5 protein-coding genes are annotated in these 23,192 nt (G+C 63.6%); 4 read left to right on the forward strand and 1 reads right to left on the reverse strand.

Annotated elements, in window-relative coordinates; all coding sequences use genetic code 11:
- Window positions 1-20: 20 nt before the first annotated feature.
- A complete protein-coding gene (locus IB223_RS14325) occupies window positions 21-1,037 on the forward strand; it encodes a glycoside hydrolase family 43 protein (RefSeq protein WP_192202456.1) in 1,017 nt (338 codons plus the stop codon).
- Window positions 1,027-1,866, forward strand: a complete 840-nt coding sequence (locus IB223_RS14330) for an aldose epimerase (RefSeq protein ID WP_192202457.1) — start codon at window positions 1,027-1,029, stop codon at window positions 1,864-1,866. Before IB223_RS14325 ends, IB223_RS14330 begins: the two co-directional genes overlap by 11 nt.
- Window positions 1,867-2,053: 187 nt before the next feature.
- Here the strand turns inward: IB223_RS14330 and IB223_RS14335 are convergent, their stop codons facing one another.
- Window positions 2,054-4,288 carry a CocE/NonD family hydrolase gene (locus IB223_RS14335; RefSeq protein ID WP_192202458.1) on the reverse strand — a complete coding sequence of 745 codons (2,235 nt, stop codon included), beginning with the start codon at window positions 4,286-4,288 and terminating at the stop codon, window positions 2,054-2,056.
- Window positions 4,289-5,676: 1,388 nt separating this feature from the next.
- Between IB223_RS14335 and IB223_RS14340 the strand changes: the two genes are divergently transcribed.
- On the forward strand, window positions 5,677-22,632 hold the full coding sequence (locus IB223_RS14340; RefSeq protein WP_192202459.1) for a putative Ig domain-containing protein: 16,956 nt from the start codon (window positions 5,677-5,679) through the stop codon (window positions 22,630-22,632).
- Window positions 22,608-23,132, forward strand: coding sequence for an SMI1/KNR4 family protein (locus tag IB223_RS14345; RefSeq protein ID WP_192202460.1), 525 nt, complete (start codon window positions 22,608-22,610; stop codon window positions 23,130-23,132). The genes IB223_RS14340 and IB223_RS14345 overlap by 25 nt, the downstream gene beginning before the upstream one ends.
- The last annotated feature ends 60 nt before the right edge of the window (window positions 23,133-23,192 follow it).

Below are 23,192 nucleotides of genomic sequence, written 5' to 3' on the forward strand. Positions count from 1 at the left end.
TCTTGATGACAGCCACAGCGATGAACCACGAACCGACGACCGTTGACCTTGACGAACTCGCCAGCCGGGCAGTGTCCGCACCTCTGGTGACGCATATCTACACGGCGGATCCGTCTGCCCATGTGTTCGAAGGCAAGATATACATTTATCCCTCGCACGACATCGACGCAGGTGCTCCCTTCGACGACGAAGGCGGCCATTTCGGCATGGAGGACTACCACGTCCTCTGCATGGATTCACCGGAGGGCGAGGTGACCGATTGCGGCATGGCCTTGCACATACGTGATGTGCCCTGGGCGGATCAGCAGATGTGGGCGCCGGATGCCGCCACCAGGGACGGCCGCTACTACTTGTACTTTCCCGCCAAACGCGCCGACGGCCTGTTCCAGATCGGTGTTGCAACCAGCGATCGCCCTGCGGGTCCGTTCGTGGCCGAGCCTGCACCCATCCCGGGCTGCTATTCCATCGACCCGGCCGCATTCGCCGATTCGGATGGCGAGCACTATCTCTACTTCGGCGGCATCTGGGGTGGTCAACTGCAGCGCTACCGCGACAACGCCTACGATCCGGACAACGAAGAGCCTGCAGACAACCAGCCCGCCCTGGGGCCGCGTGTCGCACGGATCAGCCACGATATGAAAACGCTGGCCGAACCGAGTGCGGAGGTCGTCATTCTCGACGAGTACGGGCAGCCGCTGCTTTCCGGCGACCATGCGCGCCGCTACTTCGAAGGGCCGTGGGTGCACAAGCGCGAGGGCCGGTACTACCTGTCCTGGTCAACTGGCAACACACATCTTCTCTGCTATGCCACGGGAGGCAACCCGTATGGTCCCTTCGTCTACCAGGGCGTCATCCTGAAGCCGGTGGTGGGCTGGACCACGCATCATTCCATCTGCGCGTTCGGCGACAGGTGGTATCTGTTCTACCACGATGCAATCCTGTCGGGCGGCGTCACCCATCTGCGCACGGTAAAAATGGTCGAGCTCCACCACGACGCGCAGGGACGGATACAGACCATCGACCCTTATGGCGGCTGACATCCTGCCGAAGGTCCCGCTTGCCGCAGCGGACTCACCGTTGCCGCCGGGCCACCTGTTGCGCATCGGGAACGGCAACGTCTCCGTTGATCTTGCGCCAGAGGCGGGCGGCCGCATCGCGCAGATCCGGTTCCGCGGTAGCGAACAACTGATCGGGCCGGACGATGGTTGGCCCGCCATGATCGCGTGGGGCTGTTATCCGATGGTGCCCTGGGCCGGTCGCGTTCGGCACGCACGTTTCCGTTCCGCCGGCGTCGCGCAGACGCTGGAAGCGAACATGGGCCCGCATGCCATCCACGGGGTAGGGTTCGCACTTCCATGGGAAGTGATCGAACGCACGGCCACCAGTGCGGTGCTGACGCTGGCACTGCCGCGCGACAGCCGCTGGCCGTATGGCGGAACCGCGAAGCAGTCGATTCACGTTGAATCGGACCGCCTGCGGATGACCCTGACCGTGGTGGCGGGTGAGCAGGCGATGCCCGTGGTCATGGGCTGGCACCCCTGGTTCCGCAAACCGGAGCGACTGGAGTTCTCGCCCGTGTGCATGTATCCCCGCGATGCCGAGGGGATGGCGACGCTGCCCACGGTGCCGGCGATCCCCGGGCCCTGGGATGATTGCTTCCAGAAGGAGGGGGACGTGGTCCTGCGCCTCGGCGGAAACCGCCTGAAACTGGTGTCGGACTGCACGCACTGGGTGGTGTTCGACGCCATGGCGCACGCCACCTGTGTCGAGCCGCAAAGCGGCCCTCCCGATGCATTCAACCTCTGCGATGACGTGTTGCCTTCTGGCGGAACGATGGAGCGCAGCTTCACGATGATCTGGACATGAGAACGGGTGGATCGCGTGTCATCTTCATCGCGTGATACCCCCTCACGCCCGCGAGCCATTGCCTGCATCGCTGGGGAGAACGGTGATGCCTGAACATGTCGGAGTGGTTGTCCATGGGCCTTGGCATCGGGTCGATGGCAGCCGTGGAGCGGCTGGCGTCAACCGTTGACCCCGCAGTCATCGCGTTTCAATCGCGGATACCAAACACCAGACAACTGCTGCCACGCCAATGGATCTCGAGGGGCTGACCCGCGTCGGCCGCCTCTTCGTCCGACGGATCCTTGCCGCTGCCCAGGTTGAGCTGGCGATCCGGTTGCTTGCTCACGCCGAGTGTCACCACAAGACGGCTGCCACTCGCCAGCTTGCGCCCGATCAGCCGTGTGTCCTTCACGGCAAGGCGCTGCGGCACGCCTGCCTGCAGCAGGCGGCGTTGGCGGCGATCCATTCCGTAGCTGGCGCGCTGAAGCCACCAGGCGAGGTCCAGGTAGTGGCCATCAGCCGTGCGCTCGTACACGCCGATCACGACATCGACATCGCGCTTGTTGACGGTGAAGTCGAGCATGCCCTCGAACGGTCCGGCCAGTTCCGTGTCCCGCGGCAAAGGATCTCCGACAAAGACCAGACCTGCATGCGGATCCAGCTGTGGATTGACCACTGTCGGCGACGGCGTCCAGCTGGCGTCGCTGCGATCGCGGAAGTCAACGCGCTGCGTGGTGACAGCGCCAGGCTGCTCCTGCAAGGACAGGACACTCGCATCAGGCGTGGCACCGGGCGCCAGGCAGAGTTTCTGCATCCGCGTCGCCATGGTCTCCAATGTGCGGGCATGACGCCATGCATTGGCGCCCATGACCTGCCAGTTCACGCGGTCGGCCAGCAGTTCCGGCTTCGGCGCGCCCTTGAATACATGATCGAACCACGACAGCCGCAGTGCCTGCAGATCGATGCGCGCGGCGGCGTCCGGGGTGTAGCCCTGCACGGAGGGTGGGACGCCAGTCTGCATCGTGGTGTGCTCGTAGGGCCCTATGAGGAGCGTGTGGTCGGCCTCGGGTCGGTGCCGCAGGTGCTCACGGAAATAGTGCAGCACCCCCGCCTGCGCCCCATCGAAGTAGCCGGTCGTCGCCAGCACGGGAATATCGATGCCGGCAAACTCGTCCTCCTGTGGAATCATCGCCTGCCAGTAGGCATCGTAAGCAGGGTGCTGCAGCCATTCGTTGAACAGCGGATTCGCACTGCCATCCATCAGTGGGCGTTCCCGGTAGGCCCGGCCGCTCGCGTACCCGGCCCGGTCGAGCGCGGCCCAGCGTGCGGTGTCTCCGTAACGCGCATCATCCAGCCAGCGGTTCCCCATCGTGTACAAGGGCCACGCGTACATGAAGTTCAGGAAGACGCCGCCTTCCATGGGGATATCGATACCGGGTGCCGCCGAGGCGGACGTGGCGATCGCCCTCAGCGCTGGCGGCATGTGCTTCAGCGCGGCCCATTGGGCGAAGCTGTTGTAACTTCCGCCGAACATGCCGACGCGGCCGTCGCTCCATGGCTGCCTGGCGATCCAGTCGATGACCGCAGCCGCATCGGCGCCGTCGTGCCGGAAGGGCGCGATGGTATCGGGGCTTCGACCTTTGCCCCTGCTGTACGCCACCGCGCCTGCGTAACCATTGGCCGCCATCGTCTTGGCATCGCTCCATGCCACATCGTCGTTGGCGTAGATGGTGAACTGCAGCAGGGTGGGTAAGGGTGCTGCCTTGGCCGGGCGCACGACAAGGGCCGCAATACGCGCGCCATCCGGTGTCCGGACCAGGAGGTCGCGATCGATCCGGTAGCGGCGGGCATCGTCCTCCTCCAGCGCTGCATCGAACAGCGGCTGGAACTCGGCATATGCGGCGTGCACCTGATAGGCGCGGACAAGATCGATGGCCTCGAGCAGCGGCAAACTTCGCCTGCCTGCCGTCTTTGCCAGCGCCGCGTCCAGATCGCCCCGCAGTCTTGCCAGCGACGTGCCGAAGCCGAATTCCGCCTGCAATGCCGTGCGGTCGTCCAATGCGCCGAACTGCTGAGCAAACGCCTGGCGCCACGCCTGCGCGAACGGCACCCCACGTGCCTGCAAGACCTTCGCGCGGGCATGGATCTCGTACTGGAGATAGATCGGCGGTTGCGGACCCAGATCGTTGCGCAGCGCGCGAAAGGCGTGGATGCTGTCGATCGCCTGCGCGTACTGGCCCGCGACGAGTTGCAGTCGGAATCTCGTACCGAGATAGCGCGTTGGATCTTCTTCCCGATAGACGCTCATCGCTTCGCGCGCGAGAACGACCATCGCCTGGTCGACATCGCCTTCATGCAGATCCGCCGGAACGCGCACCTCGGGTGTCTGTGCGAGAGATGGCAGACATAGCGCCATCAGAAGAAACCCCAGCGTTAGTTTCATGTCGATGCGAGACGAGAGTGGCGGAAGGCAGCTTTACACACGTGCGTCATCGCATGGAAGTGACCAATGCCCGTCGTAGCACGCGTAGGACTGGGCGACGTAGTGGTAATGCACGGCCCAGTGTCTGCACAGGTATGCCGTGCGCTTGGCGGTGATGGAGCGGGCAGGGCAGTGATGGCCCCGCGCTTTGGCCAGCGCATGTGCTATCACTGATCAAGCCTTGGTGGAGGATCGGCCCAAACTGGACGCCGGGCGCGGATCGTCTTTCCGATTTATGCATTTACGCTGGCCTACAACACCGCACGCCCCGGCGTGGATCTGCTACGTGTGGTCACGTGCCTCGTGATCATCGGCCTGATCGCTCAGCCGTTCCACATGGTCGCGTTTCCTCGCAGGCTACTGCATCACTGAAAGAGCCGCCCAACAATGAGTTCGCTGATCAGCGATTCGTCGCCAAACTGTCCGGTCTTGGCCGTGCACGATTCGCTGCCCGCGCTGTGGAAATCGAGGCTTGGGCATTAACGACGATGATTGTCAGGCATGTCGTTGAGCACGGTGATCTGGAGGTGATTGTTCGTAGGCTTGTAGGGGCAAAGCCCTACGGTGAAAGTGACGGGAAGGAGCGGGCTTTTGCCCGGTGCAGCTGCTGAAGTGGTGGGCCAGCTAGTCGGCCAGTTCCACAATGATGACTTTGATGCATCCCTGCGAAACTTTCGCTTTGGCGTTCCGGGCCCGGGCATTGTCCCGGCGGGCTTCCGCCTCCATTCGCCACATGATCCCGCGCATTCGCTCGGGGCTGATTCGCTGCCCGTCCGGTGCCACCAGATATCGGCCGCGCTGTTTTCAGCCCAGCCAGTCCGCTCGCAGTTCGGTGTGGCCATGCACAACGCGGTTGTAGTGCGCCAGGACGCAGGGGTTCTGTTTCTCACGGTCCTGCCAGCACGGGGGCTGATCCATCAACATGCAAATGCCTCCAAAGTGTCCTTTGAAGGCTTATCGGCACGGGCAGGGCCTTTCAGGAACTGTCGACCGAAAAAAACCTAAGTAATTGATTTAAAAAGATCTAGCTACTCTTTCCTATGCCCGTCTCGGCATGACGTAACGCATTACTTCGGCAGCAACGGCGGACAGCGCGGCTCGGTTTGAGCATGAATCGACGCAAGGCAGACAAGTCGCCGCATAGATCGATCGAGCATGTTCGGTGCCGTGATCTGGTTCACATCTGCGTCTTGGGTCATCCGGATGCATGGCACGACGTGTCCGTCCTTCCTTCGTTGGTCGCCCCAGAGACCCGACAACCCTAAACCTCCTTCCTCTTCCTGGGACTGTAGAGGGATAGGCCCTGACAGCGTCCATGGAGGAGGCGGGGGTGACCGGGGAGTAGGGGCATGTCGGCAGTGTTCACGGGTAATGGCCTGGGTCTGTTCAACACCTCGCTGAGCCAGCTGGGGTACGGCGGCGGGGCGGGGGTGGGGCAGGGACGCGATGCCCAGTACGTGAACGTAGCCACGGGTAACCTGGTCTGGCAGGGCAGCGACGAGCACCTGGTGTTCCGCGGCCTGAGCGTGAACCTGGGGCGGACCTACAACAGCCTGGGCCAGCTGGCTGACAGCGGCGCCGATGGCTGGATCACCGGCTTCGAGCGCCGGGTGGTGCTGCAGAGCGGCATGCTCAACGCGGCCGGCAGCGTGATGCGCCGCCACACCGGCGACGGGGCCTACCAGGACTTCACCTATGTGGGGGCCAACACCTATCAGGCCACCGGTGGCGATGGTGCCCACGACACGCTGAGCTGGTCGGGCACGGACTGGCGCTATGTGGAAGGCAGCACGCGTCGGGAGGAGGGCTATGCCAGCCACGCTGATGGCGTGCAGCAGGGCCGGCTGACTTACCTGCGCGAGCTGCGCAGCGATGGCACCACGCCGACGACCTGGTTGGTGGACTACGACGCCAACCAACGTATCCAGCAGATCCGCAGCCAGGACGGCACCAGCAGCGGCGATGCGCTGGTGTTCGGCTACGACGGGGCCGGTCGCCTGAGCGCGATCGCCACGCGCGAGAACGGCGTCCTCCGGAGCCAGGTCTGGTACGAGTACGACGGCCAGGGTCGCCTGACGGGCGTGGTGACGGACCTGACCCCGGATGTGGTGACCAGCATCGATGATCCGCGCACCGGCGCGAACCAGTGGAACACCACCGCCTCGGCCAACAACGGCCAGCTGTTCCGCACGCAGTACAGCTATGAGGGCACAAGCCTGCGCCTGGCCTCGGTCACCCAGAGCGACGGCACGCTGGTGAGCTTCACCTACCACGCCGATGGCCGGCTCAAGACGATCACACGCGGGGACAGCAACATCAACGATGCCGACGGCGTGGGCCAGACGCTGACCTACACCTATGGCACCGGCACCACCACGGTGGCCGACAGCCTGGGTCGCAGCTGGGTGTACGCCTTCGATGCGGCCGGCCAGCTGACCAGCCTGACCGCCCCGGCGATCTCGGGCCAGTCCGATGTGACCAGCTATCAGTACGATGCGGCCGGCAACGTGACCCAGGTCAAGACGGTGCGCGGGGCCAGCGTGTTGTCGCAAGTGGACTATGCCCATGACGCTGCGGGCAACGTGACCTGGGAGTGGGACGCGGCCGGCAATGCGATCAGCCGCACCTGGAGTGCGAGCAACCAACTGTTGAGCCTGACCCAGTACACGGGCGTGGATCCGGACCGTACCGGTGCCAGCCTGCCCACCGGTGGGCTGACCACGCGCTACATCTATGACGTGCAGGATCGCCTGCGCTTCGTGGTCGATGCGCTGGGCCATGTCAGCGAGTTCGGCTATGCCACCAGTGGCAATGGCGTCGGCCAGCAGGACAGCCTGCGGCAGTACCTGGGCGCCAGCTACAGCGGCACGTACGACCTGGCCGGCCTGCAGGCGTGGGCGACCGCGACGCAGAAGGCCACCAGCACGCTGAGCGAGCTCAGCTACGATGCCTGGGGTCGGTTGAGCCAGCGCACCGACTACGCCACGGTCAACGCCTCGGGCGTGGGCGTGCTAGAGGCGGGCACTGCGATCAGCCGCTACACCTACGATGCCCAGGGCTTGCTGCGCCAGCAGAGCACGGTGCGAGGCAGCAGCCGCACGCTGACAGGTATCGCGCTGGCCGGTAGCCAGCAGGTGGTCTATGCCTACGACGGCATGGGTCGCTTGATGAGTACGACCGTGCGCCAGGTCGGCAGCACGGACACCGACCTCACCACGATCCATACCAGCTACGCCTACCTGGACTCGGGTCAACAGATCATCATCACCAGCGATGCGGGCATGATCCGCACCGAGACGCGCAACGCAGCCGGACGTCTGCTCTCGGTCAGCGAAGTCGGTAATGCCGGCTCCGGTACCCAGACTCGGACCTCGCTCAACTACTACGACAGTGCCGGCCAGCTGCGTGCCAGCGAAGATGCCGCGGGTGGGCGGACGTACTTCTTCTACGACGCCAAGGGCCGGCTGGAGGCCACGGTCGATGCCACCGGTGCGGTCAGCCGTACCTATTACGACGGTGCCGATCGAGTCATCGGCACACGCCAGTACGCCAGCCGCCTGACCACCACGTCCTGGCTGGTCAGCGGACAGGTCGTGCCAACCCAGCTCGACAGCCTGGGCATCGTGGTCAGCAATACCACCGATCGCGTCACCGAGACCACCTACGACAGCGCCGGTCGCATCGCCACGGTGACCGATGGCATCGCCAGCAGCGCGGCACGCTCGATCAGCACCTACACGTACGATGGTGCCGATCGCCTGCTGCAGGTACGTACGACCGACTCGGTCAACACCACGGTCACTGCGCGCGTGGTGCGCTACTTCTATGATGATGCCGATCGCCAGATCGGCGTGCTGGATGCGGCCGGTTACCTGAGCGAGGTGCAGTACGACCGCGCCGGGCGGGTGCAGACGCAGACCCGCTACGCGAGGGGCTCACCGGTGTCCCAGAGGGCCAGCGGAACGATGGCTCAATTGCGTCCGTTCGTCAGCCCACACGATCAGACCACACGCTACTACTACGATGGTCGCGGCAACCAGACTGGCGTGCTGGATGCGGAGGGCTACCTCACCGAGTGGATCTTTGATGAGGCCGGCAACGCCCGTGCCGAGCGGCGCCATGGCAGCGCCGTGACCTGGGCCAGCAACGACACCTTGGCCTCGCTGCGCAGCCGGGCCGGGACGTACCGCGAGAAGCGCATGGCCTACAACGCACTGGGCCAGGTGGAAACCCAGACCAACGCCGAGGGCACGGTCACCCGCTATACCTACGATGAAGCCGGCCGTCTGGTGAAGACGGAAGTGGCCCAAGGCACCAGTGACGTCCGCGAAGGCCATCTGCGCTACAACGCCTTCAACGAACTGATCGGCGAGCTCAGCGGCGAAGGCGCCCTGCAGGTGCTGCCGGGCATGAGCGAGGCGCAGCTGGATGCGGTCTACGCCCAACATGGGGTGCGCCATGGTTACGACGTGCTGGGTCGGCGGATCGAGAGCATCGATGCGGCCGGCAACCGGACTTGGTACTTCTACGATGCCGCCGGCCGTCCGAGCTTCATCGTGCGTGGCGTGGCCGATAGCGGCAACGTAGCCAACGCGCAGGGCGAGGTGACCGAGACCCGGTACAACGCCTTCGGCCAGGCCAGCGAGACGATCACCTATACCGGCCGCATCACCTTGGCCACGCCGGGTAGCCGCGCCAGTGCGCAGACGGCGATCTCGGTGCTCAGCTACGTGTCCGCCACCGACACGCGCCGGCAGTACACGTACACGACCCGGGGGCAGCTGGCCAGCCTGATCGATGCCGAAGCCAGCACCACCCAGTACAGCTATGACGCCTTCGGCCAGTTGAGCGAGCAGATCATCGCTTCGGGCACGGCTGCCGCTCAGACAACGCAGTACGCCTACGATAAGCGCGGCTTTCAGTTGCGCGTGAACGAGGGTGTGGGCACCGCGCTGGAGCGCGAGCGTTTTACGATCTATGACGGCTTCGGCCGCCTTACCAGAATCGTCGATGCGGCCGGCTCGACCCGCAACCTGACCTACGACCGGCTGGGTCGCCAGCTGACGATCAGCCAGACCGTGTCCGGGCGGATCGAGGCCACCGCCACGGCGTATGACGCCTACAGCCGGGTGGTGAGCCAGACCGATGCGCTGGGCCGGTTGACGACCTATGCCCACGATGACGCCGCGCGCAGCTTGACGGTGACCTCGCCCGAAGGCGTGGTGGTGAGCACGCTGCACAACCGGCACGGACAGACGATCACCGTGTCCAACACACTAGCTCAGGCCACGACCTATGCCTACAACCGTAACGGGCAGCTGATCCAGACGACGGACAATGTCAGCCAAGTCAGCACCCAAGAGTACGACACGCGTGGTTTGCTTATCGCCACGGTCGATGGCAGTGGGCGTCGTGTGGCATTCACCTACGATGCGGTCGGCCGGGTGCTGCGCCGGATCGAGGATCCGGCCGGCACGCCGCTAGTCACCCAGTACCAGTACGACGGCCAAGGCCGTCAGTTGGTGGTGACCGATCCCAGTGGGCGGGTGGTGCAGTACGCCTACGACCGCGAGGGTCGTCTGAAGGAAGTGGTGCAGGATCCGGCGGGTGTAAACGTCCAAACACGTTACGCCTACGATGCGGCGGGTCAGCAGATCAGTCTCATTGAAGGGGGCGGATCGGCGGCACGAGTAACGTCGTACACCTACGACGTGCTGGGCCGTCGTATCAGCGAGGTGGTGGATCCGGGAGCCGGCAAGCTCAACCTGACCACCGGCTACGCCTACGACACCAACGACAACATGATCCGCCGCACCGATGCCAACGGGACGGTGACGCGGTACTACTACGACGAGGCCGACCGGCAGATCTACCAGATCGATCCGTTGGGGGCGATGACACGCACCTGGTACGACGCAGCCGGGCGGGTCGTGGCCACGCGCCAGTTCGTTCAACTGACCAACGCGGCCACGCTGACCGATAGCCTCACCATCGCGCAGGTGGATGCGCGACTGAGCTGGGGCGCCACCGATCAGAGCCACTATCGTGTCTATGACCGTGACGGGCGCCTGCGCTACACAGGCAACCTGCATGGCCAGATCGCCGAGCATTACTACGATGCTGCCGGTCGCCAGATTGGTACGCGCGCCTTCGCCGCGATCTTTGTGCCGGACGCGACGCTGGAACAGGAGTTGCTGCAAGGGACCTTGCACGCGGGTGACCTGGATGCCTCCTATCTGCGCGACGACGCGCGTGATCAGCGCACGTACCAGGTGCTCGATGCGATAGGCCGTGTGCGTTATATCGTTGATGGCCTGGGCAATACCCAAGAACATATCTACGACGCAGCGAGTAGGGTCGTAGGAACAGTGCGCTATGCGGCACCGGTGACCGTGGATGCCACGCTCAAGACCCGATTGGAAGCTGGCACGACGTTGCTAGCGGATATCCGAACTAGGCTCGTCAACACGACCAGTGACCAGGTGCAGTACCGGGTGCACGATGCGGCCGGTCGCCTGCGTTACACGATCGATGCGATCGGCGCGGTGCGCGAGAGCCTGTTCGATGCAGCCGGCAATGTCGTAGGCGAGCGCGCCTATGCCACCCCGATCACCGTCGATGCGACCTTGCGAGGCAAGCTGCAGGCCGGTACGGCCACGGTGGCCGAGTTGGGCGGCCTGTTGGCCGCAGGCGCGAACGATGCGCGCAACCTGGAACAGTTCCAGGTCCGCGATGCGGCCGGACGCGTGCGATTCACCGTGGCGGTACTGCGGGATGCCGCCGGCACCGGCACGGGTCTGATCACCGAGTTCAAGTACGACACCGCCGGCCGGCTGATCGAGCGGATCGAGCGTGAGACCCCGATCAGCGCCGCCACGTTGGAGACGCAGCTTCCGGCCTTGCGCGCCGGTACGGCCAGTATCGCCACGCTGGCCGGCTTCATGAACGCAGTGCTGCGCACGGCGGCATTCATCTACGATGCCGCCGGCCGTGTGCGCTACACCTTGCAGGCCGTCGATGTGGCCAGTACGTGGGCAGTACGCGAGCAGCGCTACGACGCGGTGGGCCAGGTGGTGGCCGAGGTGGCCTATGCAATGACCATCCCGTCGACCACGACCCGCACAGAAGTCGGTGTGGCCGCGGCGGTCAGCAGCGCCGGCGGGGATGCGGCCAGCCAGCAGCGCCTGACTCGTAATGTCTACGACGGCAATGGCCAGCTGCGCTTCCGCATGGACGATGCCGGGGCGGTCAGCGAGCTGCGCTACGACGGTCTGGGCCGGGTGGTGGAGAGCCGCCAGTACGCGCAATTAGTGTCCACCGGCACGGCGGCGACCGAGACGGCCATGGCCACGGCCGTCAATGGCCAAGCCAACGTACGCATCACCCAGACCGCCTACAACGCAGCCGGGCAGGTGGTCTCGGTGACCGATGCGGCCGGCAAGACCGAGAGCTATGGCTACGACGGTCTGGGCCAACGGATCCAGCTGACCAACAAGCTGGGCCATGTGTGGACCTATGCCTACGATGCGGCCGGGCGCATGGTCGAGCAGACCAGTCCAGCGGTGACAGTGGCCACGGCCAGCATCACCGGCACGGTCAGCACCAGCGCCCGTACCATCAAGACTGTCATCACCTACGACGCGCTGGGCAACGTGCTCAGCCGTACCGAAGATGCCACCGGGACGCAACCGCGCACCACGCAGTACCAGTACGACAACCGCGGCCATCAGATCAAGACGATCTTCCCCGATGCCTGGCAGATTGGTACTGCCAGCGGCGCGTTCGAGGCCACCGGTACCGCGCCCACGATCGAAGTCACCTACGACGCCCTGGGCCGGGCTGTGGTGCAGAAGGACGTGCGCGGCTACTACAGCTACAAGGTCTACGACACCTTGGGCCGCATCGCCCACGAGGTCGATGCCGACGGCTATGTCACGGCCTACGGCTACAACGCCTTCGGTGAGCAGACCACGCTGCGTCGCCATGCCACCAAGCTCAACACCGCGTCCATCGCCGGGTTCACGGCCGGCAGCGCGCTGTCGCTGTCGCAGATGACGGGCTCGGCGGTGGTGGCCGATGCAGCCAATGACCGCGTGTTGACCACCACCTACGACCGGCGGGGCCTGAAGACCCAGGTCACCCAGTCGGCGATCACCTACGTGCGCACCACCGGTGCCACCGCCAGTGCCTCACCCACCACGCAGTTCAGCTACAACGCCTTCGGTGAGCTGACCCGCACCTCGGTGCTGCTGGATCAGGCCGGCGGACTGTGGGCGCACAGCTGGCAGTACTACGATGAGCTGGGTCGGGCCACGCTGAGTGTGGATGCCGAAGGCTATGTCACCACCACCCAGTACAACGCACTGGGTGAGGTGACGCTGGTGCACGAGCATGCCCGCGCCTTGACGGTGGCCGCGCAGGCGGCCCTTACCACGACCGCACCGCCGGCGCCGCCGGCGGGTGGCGATGCCGCGATCGGCTACGACCGCATCGTCAGCTACACCTACGATGCGATGGGCCGCAAGGCCAGCGAGACGGCGCTGCGCCACTATGGCCGGGCCGATGGCTCGCAGGGCGTGCGCAATGTCAGCACGCAGTGGACCTACGATGCAGCCGGGCAGGCGATCATCACTGATCTGGATGGTCAGCACACGCGTACCAGCTACGATGCCCTGGGCCGGGTGAGCGGGGTGCAGGAAGCTGCGCAGGAGCGCCTGGCGAACACTGCCGAGAGCCAGCTGCTGGGCACCACCAACATCGGCCTGGGCACGCAAGGGCTGTATGTGCAGGTCTCGGCGTATACGGCCATGGCCTATGACGCCTTCGGCAACGCGGTGCAGGTGACCCGCTATGCCAATGGTCTGCAAAGCGGGCAGAGCACGCCGGTGGCCGATGCGGCCAACGACCAGGTCAGCGTGACGATGTACGACCGCCAGGGCCGGGCGGTGATGAGCCGGGATGCGCAGGGCCAGCGCGTGTTCCTGCAGTACGATGCAGCCGACCATGTGGTGCACAGCTGGTATGCGCTGTCGGGCAACGATGGCCGCGACACCTCCGTGCACAGTTACTACACCTACGATGGCGCCGGCCGCCAGTTGACCGCACGGACCTTCCGCAGCAGCGCCAGCGCTCCGGATCAGCGTGAAGCGGTGCGCTACAACGCCTTCGGCGAGATTATTGCCAAGGGCGATGACGATGCGCCCGGGGCCACGCTGCAGGCGCAGTACCAGTACGACCAGGCCGGCAATCTGGTGCGCAGCAACGCCGAAGGCGGGGCCTGGCGCGATTACGGCTACAACCTGGGTGGACACCAGGTGCGCGAGTCGCACAGCGTCTACATGGGCGCGGGCAATGTGGTGACCGCGGTGACCCGGCAGATCACCGACCGGTTGGGACGCACCGTGCAGATGGTGTTGCCTTCGCACACCGATGTGGTGACCGATGCGAACTATCTGTCCCAGCGGGTGGACCGCTGGGGCAACGTGCTGGAGCTGGTGGATCCGCGCGGTTACCAGACCACCTACCAGTACAACGACCGCAACCAGCTGGTGAAGCAGATCCAGCCGCTGGTGAAGGTGGTGACCACCAATGCGGCCGGTAGCTGGCAGCGGCCGGAGCTGAGCTGGTCCTACGACGAGCTGGGTCGTCTGGTGGCCAGCCGCGATGGCAACGGCAACCTGACCCGCTACGAGTACGACGGCACCGGCAAGCAGACCAAGGTCATCGATGCCAACGGCAGCGTGACGCTGACGGCCTACGATGCGCTGGGACGCGCCCGTATCGCGCAGAACGCGCTGGGCTACCTGACGTTCAAGGACTACGACCGGCTGGATCGTGTGACCGCGCACGGGGACTACCTGCCGGCGGCCAGCGGCAGCACGCGCACGCGCAAGGTGCTGGAGAGCTATGTGCTCAACCAGAACGGACAGCGCCTGCAATCCACCAATGCGATGGGGCAGACCTACACGTACGACTACGACAGCCGGGGCTCGCTGATCCGCAGCCAGACGCCGATGAACGTGGTCATGGAATATGCCTACGACCTGGGTGGGCGGCGCTCGCTGGAGCGCTATGCCCTTGAGCACAACAATGTGGTCGATCGCGATGGCGAGACGGTCCGCACGAACGAGCAGACCTGGGACTACGACTACTTCGGCCGGCTGGTCGACCGCAACGATCTGAGCGGGCGTGACTACAACTATAGCTACGACGCCACCTCGGGCCAGCTGACCACAGAGACCAACAGCAGCGGTCTCAACCGGACCACGACCTACTATGCCAATGGCCTGGTCAAGCAGATCCAGGAGACGGGTGCGACTGCCGCTACCTACACCTATGCCTACGATCAGTCGGGCAACCGTATCCTGGAACAGGCCCAGGTCACCGATAGTCGTGGCAAGGCGTTCAACCTGCGCACCCAGATCGTCTACGACAGCCACAACCGCCTGCAGCGGGTGGTGCAGGATGACCTGACCACCGGTCAGCGGGCCTTCGAGCTGACCTACGACTACGATGCGGCGGGCAACCGCACGCATGTGGTGGCCCGTAGCGGCTACGGTGAGAACACCATTCCGATCACCGCGGTGGATGGGGCGCCGGAGGTGATCGGGCTGCCGCCCAGTCGTGCGGTACGTACCGGCGTGGCCACCGAGTTCCGGGTGCGGCTGACGGACCTGTTCCGGGATCCGGAAGGCAAACTGCTGACCGTCACGGCCCAGCAGGGCAGTGGGGCTGCGCTGCCGGCGTGGCTCAGCTACAGCGTCGATGCCAACACCGGCGAGGCCGTGTTCGTGGCCAGCACCGCCTCCACCGCCGGCACCTACCAAGTGCGTCTGACCGCCAACGATGGCACATCCACCGCGGCTGTGACCTTCGAGCTCAAGGTGGGCGCCAACACAGCCCCGTCGGTCCGCTCCGGTGCGCCGACGGCCTACACGATCAAGACCAACCGGCCGTGGGCGATGGAGTTCGCGGTCAACGACTACTTCCTGGACCAGGACGTGGGCGACAGCCTGAGTATCACTGGCGCGATCACCGGCGCCAGCGGTATCGGGATCGATCCGCAATCGGATGCCTCGGCCCTGCGCCTGATCAGCACCGCACCGGTGGCGGGCACCTATACGCTCACGCTGACGGCCACCGATCAGACCGGTGCCACTCGCACCCACACCGTCACCCTCACCGTGGCGGCCAATACCGCACCCACCGTGGTGATCCCGATCCCGAACCAGAGTGCTACGCTGGGGCGCAGCTTCCTGCTGGAGCGCGAGCTGGGCACGGTGTTCCAGGACACCCATGGCGATGCACTGACCGTCACCGCCAGCCTCAGCAATGGCTTGCCGTTGCCCGGCTGGCTTGCATTCACTCGCGTGGATCAGGCCACGCCAGCGCTGCGCTTTGCAGGCCAGGTGCCGGCTGGAGTCCCGGAGGGAACCGCTTACACGGTGCGATTGACGGCGACGGATCCCGATGGTGCATCGGTCGCCATCGACTTCGTCATCACGGTGTATGCGAACCGCGCACCTGCCATCGTGACGGTACCGCCTGTCCAGTCAGTGCGCGCCAACATGCCCTACAGCGCGGTGTTCCCCGTGGCCAGCCTGTTCCAGGATCCGGACGGCGAGCCGGTTTCGCTCCGCCTCGTGCATCCGGAGGGCACTGCGACCGCCTGGTTGTCGCTCGACTACGATACGGACACGGGCAACATCACGCTTGAAGGAACGCCTGCGGCAGCCCATGCCGGCGCGCATTCGGTGCAGATCGAAGCGCGGGATACCGAGGGGCTGACGACGCTGCTGACCCTGTCGTTCCAGATCAACACCGACACCGCGCCAACCCGCAACGCCGCTGTCGCGCTTGTCGACCGCAACCTGAGCATCGGTCGCTCTTTCAGCTTCACGCTGCCTGATCACCTGTTTGCCGATGCCGACGGCGACGCATACAGCCTGAGTGTCAAAGTCATCGTCGAGACGTCCTACATCGAGGGCGAGGGAGGGGGACGCCAGTACGAATTGCACTACAGTGCGCTTCCGGGCTGGATGACCTTCAATCCGGCGACGCGCACCTTCAGTGGCACCGTTCCTGCGGACACTGCGGTGTCGTCGTTCGATATCCGCGTGTCCGCCCACGACGGCCGCTATCCCTCAAGCGGCGGAAGCAGGCTTGGCGTTGCTGGAAACACGGGCGACTCCGACTTCCGCATCAGTCTGGTGCCGTTCGCCAACAGCGCGCCTGTCTACAGCAGTGGCAGCCTGCCGGCTGCCACTGCTGTACATGGCGGCACGTTCAGCTACAACCTCCCGGCCGGCGCCTTCACCGAACCCGACGGCGATGCGATGACCTACACAGCGCAGGTGCAGGTCGGCAGCAGCTGGGTCAGCCTGAGCACCTTGGGCCTGAGCATCAACAGCACCACCGGCCAATTCACCGGCACGGCCACCAACCTCACCCAGGCCAGCTACAACGTCCGCATCATCGCCAGCGATCCGCAGGGCCTGCAGGGTACGGGCACCTTCACCCTCACCGTCACCAATACGCCACCGACGGCGAGCACGATCCCACCGCAAAGCCTCGGGCGCAACACCAGCTGGAACTTCGCGACGGCATCGTTCTTCAGCGATGTCAACCAGAACGCGCTCACGTATTCGGCCTCCGGCTTGCCGAATGGCCTGGCCATCAATGCCACGACCGGTGCCATCACCGGATCCACGGCGGTCGCGTTGGGCAACTACAGCGTGACGGTGACGGCGAACGATGGTCGCGGCGGCAGCGTCAGCACCAGCTTCACGCTGACGATCGCCAACAGCGCCCCGGTCGCGCCCTCCATCCAGAATCAGACGGCGGTCGCAGGAACCGCCTGGAGCTTCCTGGTCCCGAGTTTCACCGACCCCAACGGCGACACGCTGACCTACTCGGTCAGCGGTCTGCCGGCGTGGATGAGCTTCAATCCGCAGACCCAGACACTGAGCGGCACCCCTGGTGCCGTCGGCAGCTGGACCATTACCGTCACGGCCACCGACACCGCCGGCATCTCCGCCAGCCAGAGCTTCACCGTCACCACGCCCAATGTCGCACCGGCATTGAACATCGGCATCAGCAACCAGAGCTTCGGTCGCAACCAGGCTTGGTGGCTTCCGCTGCCGGCCAACACCTTCACCGACGTCAACGGTGATGCGCTGACTTACAGCGCTACCGGTATGCCGCCCGGCGTCGGGTTTGATCCGCCTAACCGGACGTTCTACGGAACACCGACCGCGCTCGGCAATTACACGATCACGGTGAGCGTCAGCGATGGACGCGGAGGAACGCAGAGCACGTCATTCACCCTGAGCATCATCAATAACCCGCCCACTTACTCGGGCAATCTGCCGAACCGGGTCGCCCAGCAGAATGGCAGCATCAACTGGCCGCTGACGGCAGGTGCGTTCCTTGACGCCAACAGCGATGCGCTGAACTACACGCTGTATGTCGAGCGTCCGGCATACGAGTGGACTGACTACACCACAAACCCGCACGAGCCGATCGACCGGAGCGTGCCGGCCGCCTGGTTGTCCGCGAGCAGCGCAGGCCTGACGATCGATCCCAACACCGGCACCATCACCGGCACCGCGAACGGTATCCCATTGCCGAACGCAGGAAGGAGTGCCTTCGCCTACCGGATCAAGATTGTCGCCAGCGATGGCTCCAGCAGCGTGGATGGCATCTTCAACCTGTCGATCAACGCAGCGCCGGTGGCCCCTGCGCAGGTGCCAATCGCAGCACGGCAGGGCAGGGCGCTGTCGGCAACGCTGATGTCCTTCAGCGATCCGAACGGCAACCCGTTGATCTACAGTCTCAGCGGCCTGCCCGCCGGACTGTCTTTCAATCCCTCCAATCGCGTTATCAGTGGTACGCCGACAAGCTACGGCGATTTCAACGTTACTTACACGGCTGATGACGGCCAAGGTGGCGTCACCAGCACGACGTTCTTGCTCCGTGTCACCGCCAACAACATTCCCGTGGCACCGGGTATCGCCGCGCAGACGGCAACGACCGGTGCCGCATGGGGTCTGAACCTGCCGATGTTCAGCGATGCCGACAACGATCTTATGACCTATTCGGCCACTGGCCTGCCACCGGGCCTGTCGTTCGATCCGGCGACGCGCAACATCACCGGTACGCCGACTACTGCAGGCACGTACACGGTCACCTACTACGCCAATGATGGCATCGGCGGGATCGGCAGTACGACGTTCACCATCACGGTCAATTCGCCGCCGCCGGCGAACGTCGCTCCTGTGGTCGCGATTCCTATCCCAGATCGGTACGTGGACTATCACGTCAACTGGTCGTACACGGTGCCTGCGAATACCTTCAGTGATGCCAACGGCGACACGCTCACCTACAGTGCGTCGGGTATGCCCTCAGGCATGACGTTCAATGCGACGACGCGTACGTTTGCGATGTATACGCCTCGCACGGGTACGGGTATGAACTACACGCTGACGGTCACCGTGTCGGATGGCCGCGGAGGATTCGCCAGCGATCAGTTCGTGCTCGTCGTCTATGCCTGGGAGCCGGGAGGAGGCGGGAACAACCGGCTGGCAGCGCAGTCCTTCATTGCCGGGTCTCCGTCTTCGTTGGAAGCGCCTGCTGCCATCCAGGCGCAGAGCACCAGTACTGCCGCGGTCAACGAGGTGCAGTCCTGGTATGCCTACGACAGGCTCAACCGCGTCTCGGTGGTCAATGGCGTCGTCGACGGGCAGGGCAAGGTAGTGACGGCCGAGAGCAACAAGAGCTATGGCGTCACCTACGATGCGATCGGCAACGAGGTCGGCCGCTACGAGTGGACCCTCGTCAACAACGTGTGGAAGACCACGCTGCGCCAGCAGACCTATTCGCTGCGCGGCGAACTGTTGTTGACGTTCAGCGAGCAGGCGGTTGATGGAACCGGTCCTGCCCCGCGTGTCGTCGAGCGCCGGAGCTACGATGATGCCGGGCGTCTACTGCAGCGCCTGGAGTACTACGGTCCGGGCACCTCGTACACGTGGGTTGCCCAAGGCGGTGATCTGACCAAGACGTTCGTGTCAGGCTGGCTGCGTTATGCCGAGATCAATACCTACGACAACGATGGTCGCCTGCTGACGCAGGATAACAAGGCGCGGTCCGCGGGGACGATCACGAGAAGTACCAATGGTGGCGAAGGGCATGCGTACACATTCCCGCAGTGGCTCCAGCATGCGTTCAATAATCCCAACATCAGTCAGTCCACCGATCTGGGCGTACTGGTCACGACGTCGGCCATCAGCTATGTCGAAGGCGAGAAGACCGGCTACGACGCTGCAGGCAGGGTCAGGGGCTATATGTACGCGGAAGCGGGCAAGTTCACCCATACCTACCACCATGAGCGGTACGAAGGTTGGGACAGCTATCGCGAGAGTTTCATCAAGGGCAGCAGCGACAATGAGCTGTACCGCCTGACGACGAGCGAGATCAAGTACGACGCGGCAGGGCGACAAAAGGAGATCCAGGAGCACACCGAATACGGCAACACGCATGATCGCATCAGGACGTTCACGTCAAATGGCGACGGAATGATCCTGACCCGTCGCGATGGCACCTTGAACGGCAGTACCTTCGAGCAGAAGGATGCCCAGGGTAATGATGCGACAGGCAATGCGTTGGGCCGTATGAACCTGCGCAATGTCTATGCCAATGGTCAGCAGGTGGCGGGACTGGACGAGGAGGGCAAACTCGATGTACTGAGCCGCCTGACCGGTTTCAGCAACACCACGGCGGGCAAGACGCAGGTGGTGGTGCAGGCGGGCGATTCGCTGCGCACGGTGGCCCAGCGGGTCTATGGCAACGGCAATCTGTGGTACTTGATTGCCGAAGCGAATGGGTTGAGCGGTGATCCGGCCAGTGAACTGGTCGCGGGCACCAGCCTGACCGTGCCGGAGACCAAGACGTCGAGCAACGACTCGAGTACGTTCAAGCCTTACAACCCGGGAGAGATCACCGGGCCGACCAGTCCATCTTTGCCATATATCGAGCCGCCATCAGGACATAACTGTACGGCACTGGTCAGAGTTCTCTCGACCGTTGTCGCGATCGTAGTCAGGGCAGTCGTTACCTACTTCACCGGTAACGAGCAGCTAGGGGCGATGGCTGGTGCGGCAGCCGGTGCGCACTCTGGTCAAGTGTTCCAGCTGATGGCGGATGGAGAATACGACTGGGGTCGGTTCATGCGAATGCAGATGAATCCTGCTGGCGGCAACACCTTCGACTACTTCGATCCGTTGGGCTCGGGTGCCGCTGGCAAGATCGACTACAAGGCCATCGCCGTTGCTGCCGCAGCAGCTGGCGCAACAAGCTATATCGGAAAGATTGATTCCGAGTACACGCCTGTTCTTCAGGCAGCCACATCGCACGCCGCGAACTATCAGTTCAGCAAGTGGGCGGGGTACGACGTCAGCTGGAATAACCGCCAATTCGTCACGGACGTCGCAAGCGCCTACATAGCCACTCGGCGGTTTGGCGGCAGTGATCCGTCGATCATGAAGGACTCCTCCTCGAGTACCGTCCAGCCAGCCACCGTAGGCCCGATACCTTTCTCCTGGAAGCAGACTGCCATGCAGGTCCTTCGGGATGCGGGTAGTAACCTCATGCGCACCGCCATCCAGTACAGTGCAGGAAAGGCGACTGGCGCGGGGTCTCATTGGAACTGGCGTAACACGGCCGCCGATGCCTTCGGTAATGCACTAGGTAATGCTTTCGCCACGCCCTACATGCGGAAATTCGAAGCAGCAGAGCAAGCGCGTCGGGATGCTACGATTACGGCATCCGCGCCGCAGGTCGGCTCCGCTTCTGAATGGCCTAGCGCTGTCGGTGGATACTGGCCGGGCACAAACAGTTCTTGGGCGCTCGGAGGATTCTCGCAGCAGAGCGCCAGCGACCTGGCCGCTGCACCCTCGGTCGTGGGCTCCATATCCAGCCGTTACAACGCCGACTATTCAGTAAGCAATGCTGTAACCCTGGATACGATCGAAGTGGTAGGTGACCGGAGCACGGGCCGAACAGTAAGTAGTAACTTCACCGAGTGGCAGTGGAGGCAGGACTACAACCGCTGGGCGGGAGTGGGTGGTAACGGTATTCCGGTTGGCGCAAGCGTCGAGCAATCGCGTGCGATTTACCATGAGACCCAGCTGACATGGCATCAGAAGAACAATGCCGAAGCTTACGCGAGCGCAATGCAGTCCCCGAAGATGCCTAGCCAAGTCGGCTATCAGCTTGGTGAGGGGGAGAAGTTGTTCGTGCGTGTAGGCGGCGGCATTGTTGGCGTAATTAAGTCGTTCGTCTATGATCCCTTGGTTGGTACTTTGGCGCTGGGGCGAGACACCATCTTGGCCAGCCCGCAGATTGCCGCATTGGCATATGCGACGGGATACGATGATTCCAGTGCGGCGGCAGAGGCGCGGATGGAGCAAAGAATTAGTGGAGCATGGAAGTTTGCGAGTGAGGATGGTCGCTTTAAGAAGATAGTTGATAGCTTCTCTGGACGCTTTACTGAAGCCGATGCTCTAGATGCGAACGGGGACGGAATGTCCTTGTTCAGGGCTGCAGTGATGAGATCCAGTGCCGTCGCAGATGCGGGGTCGATAGCGGTGGGCGGCTACGGCGCGGCGAAGCAGGGAGTAAGTGTTGCGGTTCGAGGTGTAGAGGGTGTTACAGAGTTTGTTGATGACGTCGGTCGTAGGGGCGATGTCCGTGATATTGACCTTGGCGCAGCGCAAGGGGGGGCGACTGGCCTCGTTGCAAACAGTGGAAGAGCGGTAAATAGCAGTCCTGCCCATAACGCATACCAGTACGAGCTGCTTAAGCGTGATCTTCTTCGTCAAGAGATCGCCAACCCTGGCGATTTGATGTCTGGTCCGGTTGTCCTTCGAAATCCTGTGGCTGGTGCGAGCCCGGCCCAAGTGCAGCAGATTCGTCAGTACGCCGACGTTAGTAACCTGTCGATTGCCGAGGGCTACATGTCCCCCACTGGCAGGGTATCGACGACGGGCGCATTGCGGAACGCAGCTAGCTATGCCGCAGATGCAGAGCGGGCAGCTGCAAGAGCTGCTGGCCGACCGTACACCGGCGTCGTTGGTCATGGCCCCGACACGACCTGGACCGGTAGACCCGTGTCCCCCTTCTGGCTGGATATGGATAACTCGATCAATTCCAGTCTTGGTCGCCAAGCGCAGAATTACCCACTTGGCTACAAGCCGACGCACTTCATTTACGAAAGGGATATAAATTGGACTGGAAACGGGAACTGGTAATCGCCCATCTCGTCAAGCAGAAGATCGCGGAGGTAGATGCTGACGGGTTGTGGGAGAACACGCTGCCTGAAGTTGCGGCTTCAGAGGAAGAGTTGCTGGCGCTTGAAGCACGGCTTGGCTACGTGTTGGACTCGCAGCATCGGGCCTTTTTGTTGCACGCGAACGGATGGCGGGCTTTCAAGAACCACGTCGATGTATTTGGCATTGACGACTTTGTAGGTGGCCAGCGTGCAGCCCGAGCTGCAGAATTAGTTGAGTCGCTTGAACCACTCAAAGAGCTATGTGGCTTCGATAAGTCGGACTTGCTGCCGATTGCCGTGTCCTCGGACGATATCGACGTCATGCTGATGACGCGTCCCCATACGACGACGCCGGGCAAAGTGCTATGGCTCGCTGGTGGGCTCGTCGATACCTTCTCCGGGTTCGATGAATGGTTCCTTGCGATGGTCGATTACAACCGACTCAATTACCAGCATCTTGTTGAGAAACATAGCCGTTGATCTTGCTTGATATCAGAGGGACGCACTCTTCATTTAGCTGCTAAAAAAAGCCCACCCACC

Origin of the sequence: Pseudoxanthomonas sp. PXM03 (genome assembly GCF_014852005.1) — a bacterium.
Lineage (GTDB): Bacteria > Pseudomonadota > Gammaproteobacteria > Xanthomonadales > Xanthomonadaceae > Pseudoxanthomonas_A.

What these genes read in the sequence shown, in the direction of transcription:
- IB223_RS14325 (WP_192202456.1), top strand. Translation starts at nt 21, where the DNA reads ATGAACCACGAACCGACGACCGTTGACCTTGACGAACTCGCCAGCCGG.
- IB223_RS14330 (WP_192202457.1), top strand. Translation starts at nt 1,027, where the DNA reads ATGGCGGCTGACATCCTGCCGAAGGTCCCGCTTGCCGCAGCGGACTCA.
- IB223_RS14335 (WP_192202458.1), bottom strand. Translation starts at nt 4,288, where the DNA reads ATGAAACTAACGCTGGGGTTTCTTCTGATGGCGCTATGTCTGCCATCT.
- IB223_RS14340 (WP_192202459.1), top strand. Translation starts at nt 5,677, where the DNA reads ATGTCGGCAGTGTTCACGGGTAATGGCCTGGGTCTGTTCAACACCTCG.